Source organism: Bacteroidales bacterium (assembly GCA_018334875.1).
Classification (GTDB): Bacteria; Bacteroidota; Bacteroidia; order Bacteroidales; family UBA12077; genus JAGXLC01.
This window is the reverse complement of the sequence record JAGXLC010000233.1, coordinates 1-6507: the sequence shown is the minus strand read 5'-3', so window position 1 is coordinate 6507 and position 6507 is coordinate 1. Positions and strand designations below refer to the sequence as shown.

The 6507-nt window shown below is 42.1% G+C and carries 5 protein-coding genes; all 5 read left to right on the top strand.

Features of this window, described 5'->3' with window-relative positions; all coding sequences use genetic code 11:
• Positions 1-1295 (top strand): hypothetical protein (locus tag KGY70_15100; GenBank protein ID MBS3776522.1); only part of this gene is annotated, 1295 nt, incomplete at its 5' end.
• A gap of 62 nt (positions 1296-1357) precedes the next feature.
• Positions 1358-2695, top strand: a complete 1338-nt coding sequence (locus tag KGY70_15095; protein ID MBS3776521.1) for an ABC transporter permease — start codon at positions 1358-1360, stop codon at positions 2693-2695.
• Positions 2696-2784: 89 nt separating this feature from the next.
• Complete coding sequence (locus KGY70_15090; GenBank protein MBS3776520.1) at positions 2785-3450, top strand: ABC transporter ATP-binding protein; 666 nt, start codon at positions 2785-2787, stop codon at positions 3448-3450.
• Between the two features lie 793 nt (positions 3451-4243).
• Positions 4244-6151 carry a hypothetical protein gene (locus KGY70_15085; GenBank protein MBS3776519.1) on the top strand — a complete coding sequence of 636 codons (1908 nt, stop codon included), beginning with the start codon at positions 4244-4246 and terminating at the stop codon, positions 6149-6151.
• A gap of 120 nt (positions 6152-6271) precedes the next feature.
• A partial coding sequence (locus KGY70_15080; protein ID MBS3776518.1) for a hypothetical protein occupies positions 6272-6507 on the top strand: 236 nt, incomplete at its 3' end.

Below are 6507 nucleotides of genomic sequence, written 5' to 3'. Positions count from 1 at the left end.
CCTGTCCCATACCTGTTTTTAGATATGCCCTGGAATACTGGGAAGCCGATTCTTATAGACTGGAGATTTTCTATAAGGATGGGTTCAGTTCTGAAGAGCAAGCCCTGGTTGATCGGCTTAAAATAAACCCTGCCGACCACGGGATGGAAGCAAATATTGATGTAAAAACAACTAATGCAGAAGGGAATGGCAAAACTTTCACCCACAGATATTCAGAGGATATAACACCCTTTGAATTTCCATGGATGGTTCTCCGCTATCCCCGGATAAGCGGAATTGATGGGGTGGCCTGGTCAGGGCCGTTTAACAGAGAAAATGTAAACCTTTTGCTTGAATCGCCCATACGGAGTAACATTGCCAACAAACTGCTGGATGATGCGACTGCTGTCTGGGTTCTACTGGAAAGCGGAAACAAGAAGAAGGACCGACAGGCCCTGGAGGTGCTGGAAAAAACATTGAATCGCCTTGAGCAGTCCCTTGTATTGACTGATCCGGATATGTGGCGGAACAATTCACAAGAGATGGAAGATAAAAATGCCCTCAGAATTAATTTCGAAATCATCCGTATTTCTCGCCATGATCCCGGGGAAGAAATGGTTGTGAATATGCTGCTTAACAGTGAAGAGGACCTAAAAGAATTTAAGTCCGAGCCCATGGTTTTCCCTGTATTTGGCAGGGGAATTATACTTTATGGCATAGTAGGCGAAGGAATTAATGAATGGAACATAAGGGATGCCGCAGAATTTATTACCGGCGACTGCTCTTGTCAGGCTAAAGCGGCAAATCCCGGAGTAGATCTGCTGTTGGCAATGGATTGGGATGAGCATGTCGAGCACTTAACGGATATAAACAAGGTCAATCCTTTGAGTGGAATGGGCGATTTCAGAAGCAAAGAAGAGGAAGTGCGCCGTCGCTTAGAATCGGCGACCCGTCAACGTTTGGGAAGAGAGAGTAAGAATACTGAAAGTAGTGAGAATGATCGGGATAAAGTGGTTTATCTGGATATTATCGACGATCAAGCATCAGACTCCCGGAGAATAAAAGGAAGTGCAGAAGATAAGTCAGCCTTATCCGGCGAATTTGGGGAGAAAAATTCCCAGGCAGGGGAAGAAAAGGAAGCGGATAAGCAAATGCCGGAAAATTTCAAGCTACATGGTAAGGAACGTTTAGAAGCTTCTGTTGATGAATCCACCGGTATAATGGACCTTAAACAAAAGTTGATATTGATTTTTGCAGGTGTTATTGTCCTTGTATTGCTTATAGGCATTGTTTTATATTATAGGAATATTCACTGATGACATGTTGAATTTAATCCCAAAAGGTGTAGTCGAACATAAAAAACACGTACACATACTTCATGAAAATGATATCAAAGCACAGAAACGATAAAAGAATCAATATCTGGTTGATTATAAAAAGGGAAATGGGTCATAAAAAATATGGCTTCATAACGGGAGTACTGTCCCTGATCATAGCCACTGCCGGGGTTGTTGGATCCATCATATTGCTTACCGGCGATAAGCTGGCAACCGAACAAATGCTCACAGAGAAGGAAAAGGAATTGAGAGAAGAGATGATACGCCTTGAGGATGATTATAGAAAGATAATGCGGGATATGGGCTATAATGTACTTATTGTTCATCGTGAGCAGGGTATAGCAGAGCTTGAAAGCAAAGGATATGCCACCCATTATCTGGACTACGGGGATGTCTGGAAAATTGCCGAAAGTGATATGAAGACACTCAATCATCTTCTCCCGGTGCTTCAGGAAAAAATTCACTGGGAGACCGGGAATACCGATATCTTTTTAACAGGAATTGAGGGACAGGTTCCGGTGTACAGCAAACCTGCGCATTTGACCGGTGACGATGAATACCGTTCACCCATAATGGAACGGGTCCGCGAAGGTAAAGCCGATTTGGGCGGGGAGATAGCAGAATCATTGAACCTCAGGCGGGGAGATAAAATAAACATTAAAGGGGAAACATTTGAAGTAAACCGAATACATCCTAAAAAGGGAACAAAAGATGACCTAAGCGTGTGGATTCCCCTTGGCAGGGCACAGGCTATTCTGGGCAGGCCGGACAAAATAAACGGCATTCTTGCCCTTCAATGTGTTTGTCATACTGAAGAACTGGGTCAGTTGGAAGAAGAGGTAAATGGTGTGCTTCCCCATGCCAAAGTTTTTGAGTTCAGTTCACTTATAAAGGCGCGTGCTGAGGTCAGGGAAAAAGCGGCTGCCCTTCATGAGGAAGTGGTAAGTGAAGAGCTGGCACATCAGCGTGAATTGAGGCAGAAAAAGGAAAACCTGGCTTCTGTACTGGTGATATTGCTGATAGCAGGGGCTTCGGTTTGGATCTTTGTCTTAATATGGAACAATGTACGCGAGAGAAGATATGAGATAGGTATTCTGCGGGCAGTAGGGTTCAGACGATTTCAGATACTCCGGATTTTCCTGGGAAAATCTGTTTTAATGGGAATAATAGGCGGGATTGTCGGCTCTCTGGTTGGAATCTGGCTTGGTATCATGTGGAGCGGTATTGAATTTGCAAACATTGGTTCTGAAAATCTCATAAGTTTTTCGATCATTATGCTGGGTTTGTTATTGGCACCTGTTTTGGCTCTGACAGCAGGATTCCTCCCTTCTGTGATGGCAGCCAACCGCGATCCGGCAGTTATTTTGCATGAACAATAATGGGAACAATGCATTTCAGGAACGTGAATAAAGTTATTTTTGAGTAGTTGAGCATTTGTCTATGGTTATATTAAAGAAAAGAATAAACAATGGTATTGCGGTTAAACGGGCTGAAAAAATTTTATAAGACGAAAAACAAGGAGGAAATCAGAGCCCTGGATGGAGTCTCTCTTGAGGCAGATAAGGGAGAGCTTGTCGGAGTGAACGGGCCGAGTGGCTGTGGAAAGACCACATTGCTCCTCGTGGCCGGGGGGTTATTGTATCCCGGAGGAGGGAAGGTGCTGCTGGATGATAAGGATTTATACAGTATTTCTTCCGACAATAGAGACAGAGAAAGGGCTGAAAATATGGGATTTGTTTTTCAGCAGTTTTATCTCATTCCCTATTTGGATATACTTGAAAATGTTCTGGTTCCATCTGCAGCTTCCGGTTCCCATCCTTCTTCACCGGAAAAAAGGGCAAAAACATTGATAGATCGGTTCGGCTTAAGCAACAGGATCCGGCATAAACCCGGGGAACTCAGTACAGGTGAGCGACAAAGGGTTGCACTTGCCCGGGCATTGATAAATGAACCCAAAGTATTATTTGCAGATGAGCCTACGGGAAACCTTGATGATGGGAATGCCGAAGCAGTTTTGGAGTATATATCCGGATTTGCCGAGGATGGTGGGACGGTACTACTGGTAACACACGACAGCAGGATTACCAATTATGCGCATCGCAGATACAATATGAAGGATGGAAGATTTTATTAAATGGATAAAGCCCGGATAAAGCATTAAACTTAAACGGAAATATAAAGTCTGAAAAGTATAAACCCTAACCCAGATAAACTGGAAATCCTAATTTCTAAATCCTAAACAAATAATAATGTTCAATCCGGCAGCTGCCGGAGATCAAAACATTTTATTCAAACTTATTTAAAATAGAACCGAAGATTTTCATGAGTGCTCTTTGCATATTGGTTTGTTTTGAAATTTCTTTGTTTGGTCATTTGATATTGTTTAGAATTTCGAAATTAGATATTAGAATTTCATTTTCTGCCAAAAAAATCAAGAAAATAATAAGTAAGCGCCTAAAATAATTCTGACTTAAAATTTTTATTCTAAATTACAACATGCGATGTAGTAATGAAAATGCAGGCAATGACCTACATGATGTCATAAATGTATCTAAATTGTATTGAATGGAATATTTTGACAACTGATCGTGAACAATTTCTGAAATGACTTAATATATATAGATGCCTTCCTTTTTTTTACGTGCCTGTATTTAGATAATTGAACAGCACTTTTTTGTATTGTTGTTATTTATATATCTGCCTAGTGCAAATATTTAATAACTAATTCATTATTAGTTGTTTTTGTATTTACACTTAACCCGTTTATTTAATAAAATAACTTAGAATCCCGCCTCTATAGCCGCACCGGCTCTGTTACCCCTCTTGATTTATATGAAAACGATCCCTATTTTTGGATGGTTCTTAGAGGCAAAAAAACAGACCTTTATTTACTTATTCATTGTTTAACCACATTAAATTTTACGATTATGACAAGTATCCGTGGATTTTATGGCAATTTATACACTTCCAGTTGCGGAAGAAAAGAAATCCTTCCCAATGTACAAATCAGAGTCTATAAAGCTCCTGAAGGAGAGGAAGCTCAGGAAGCCGTTCAGGCTGCAATTGCTTCTCCTCCCAAGGAAACGTTTAGGTTTCTTGATGAGAAGGAAGTGGATTCAAAGAAAAGCCGGCTTCTGGCCGAAATTATGACCGATGAAAACGGTTTTTATCAAACCGAAGTAGACAACAAACAAAAGGATTATTTAAATGGACCTGTTGAATTCGACATCCGGTTCAATTCCATTCCTGATATAGGCCAGGGAAATACAGAAAAAAACGATGATTTTGAATCGTTCCAGGTGCATTATACGACCGTTAAACCTAAGTTAAAGGATCAATATGAGGAAAACACAGAGTATCCCTATTCTTTCCGGTATGATATAGGGATATCACAGGTGAATTTCGGCCGGATTTTAGACCGGCTGGATATATGGATGATTTGTGGCAGAGTGTATATCTGTCCTGAAGAGAATGTTGACAGGGAAAGAAAACCGGCGCCGGGCATTGAAGTCATTGCTATGGACAACGACTGGATTCACGATGATCAGATTGGCTCGGCACAAACCGACGCACGGGGCTATTTCTGCATTTTCTATCGTTCAGCAGATTTCAAAAAGACCTTCCTTTCTCCGGTGGTAAATGTTGAAACCCCCTTCTCGGGTGATTTCGGTCCCGATGTATATTTTCATTTTGCTCATGACGGCAATGTATTCCATAAAGAGTCGCCTTCGAAGGGAAAAGAATCGGAAAGGGAAAATATTGGCAACATATATTGTGTTACTTTATGTGTTCCTGAAATTCCCTTACCTGAACCTCCCAATAAGGTAGCCGGTTTTTTCAGTATTGGCTTAAACAGAAGGTATGATATCCTTTCCAATATCAGTACCAGCACGGGAAGAACGAAAGGGAAACCCCAGGGCCATTGGAACGAAAACGCATTTTTTGGCACCCTTTCCCTGATTGGCACTTTAACCAAAAAACTGAATGGTAATGACCTCGAGTACAAATTTCAATACCGGGAATATGATGCACCGGGTGGTACGGCGCTCTCCGGATGGGAAGATGTCCTTCCGGGACAGATTGCCAATACGGTTATTGGCTACACCCAAAAACTGACCGGCAATCCTGCAAATCCCGTCGAAACAACCTATTATGCCATTCACCCGCACTCAGGCGAGCAGAATGTTCCCTTTAACGGAAACTGGATTTCGGTTCCCCAGTTGAGAACTTTATTTTTAAACAGCAATGGCCTGGTATTGAACCTGAGAAGCCATGAAATTGCTAGTGGAACGGTGAATATGTTCGGTCTTAATCCGGGTGATCCTACTACCGGTCTCGCTTCACTGCAAAAGAACCGGTATTTCAAAATCAGGATGTTAAAAAGAGAAAAAGGCAGCTCGACTGAGATCGTAGCTGGCACTTCTCATCCCCTGGCCCTATTCAATACGGTCTATCAGAATGTACCCCAGGGAGGCAGTTGGGTCTCTGGAACCTCCAATATGGATGGTGTGGCTTCTATGGATATTCAGGAGCTTGGTTCTTCAGGCTGTGATTCCATAAGTGATTCCCTTACTGTGGAATATACCGCTGCCAATCCCAATCTGGGAAACGTCCGTGTAAATATGAACGGGCCTGGAGACCATAGTTTCCCCGCCGTTTCGCACAATACCCCGGGAGAAGAAGCTTATGGTACGGTAGAATATTCGGGCACCGTATCTGTATCTGCACTTCAAAATTGTGCCTATACGGTGAATCTTCGCGTAAGTCTGAAGATGACGAATGGTGAGGCAAATCATCATGACTTAGGGGATGAAATGGCATTTTGCAAAAGATAGTTTGATATGGCGCCAGGAGGCTTTTATAGGAAACTATGAATCACTATGATGGTTTATGGATTCTACGAAAAAGCCGCTGAGCGCCTCTCATATTCCATTCAATAAAAAATATCCAGTATTATGAAAAAAATATTTGATTTTATCAAAAAGATCATCAGGGCAATCCTGAAGTTTTTGGGTATAATTAAAGATAAACACGGACCGGGAGAGCCTAAACCCCCGAAGGAAAGTGGATTCCGTGAACTGCCGGACGGTACAAAACTTCCTGAACCATACGATGGGGAAGAAGTGAAGCGGTTAATCCACTCGGTCCAATCGGTTTCGGATGAGGATGAGCGTTTTGTTTATGATACCGT

Excerpts from the sequence above, each read along its gene's own strand:
- KGY70_15095 (MBS3776521.1), top strand. The coding sequence starts at position 1,358 with ATGAAAATGATATCAAAGCACAGAAACGATAAAAGAATCAATATCTGG.
- KGY70_15090 (MBS3776520.1), top strand. The coding sequence starts at position 2,785 with ATGGTATTGCGGTTAAACGGGCTGAAAAAATTTTATAAGACGAAAAAC.
- KGY70_15085 (MBS3776519.1), top strand. The coding sequence starts at position 4,244 with ATGACAAGTATCCGTGGATTTTATGGCAATTTATACACTTCCAGTTGC.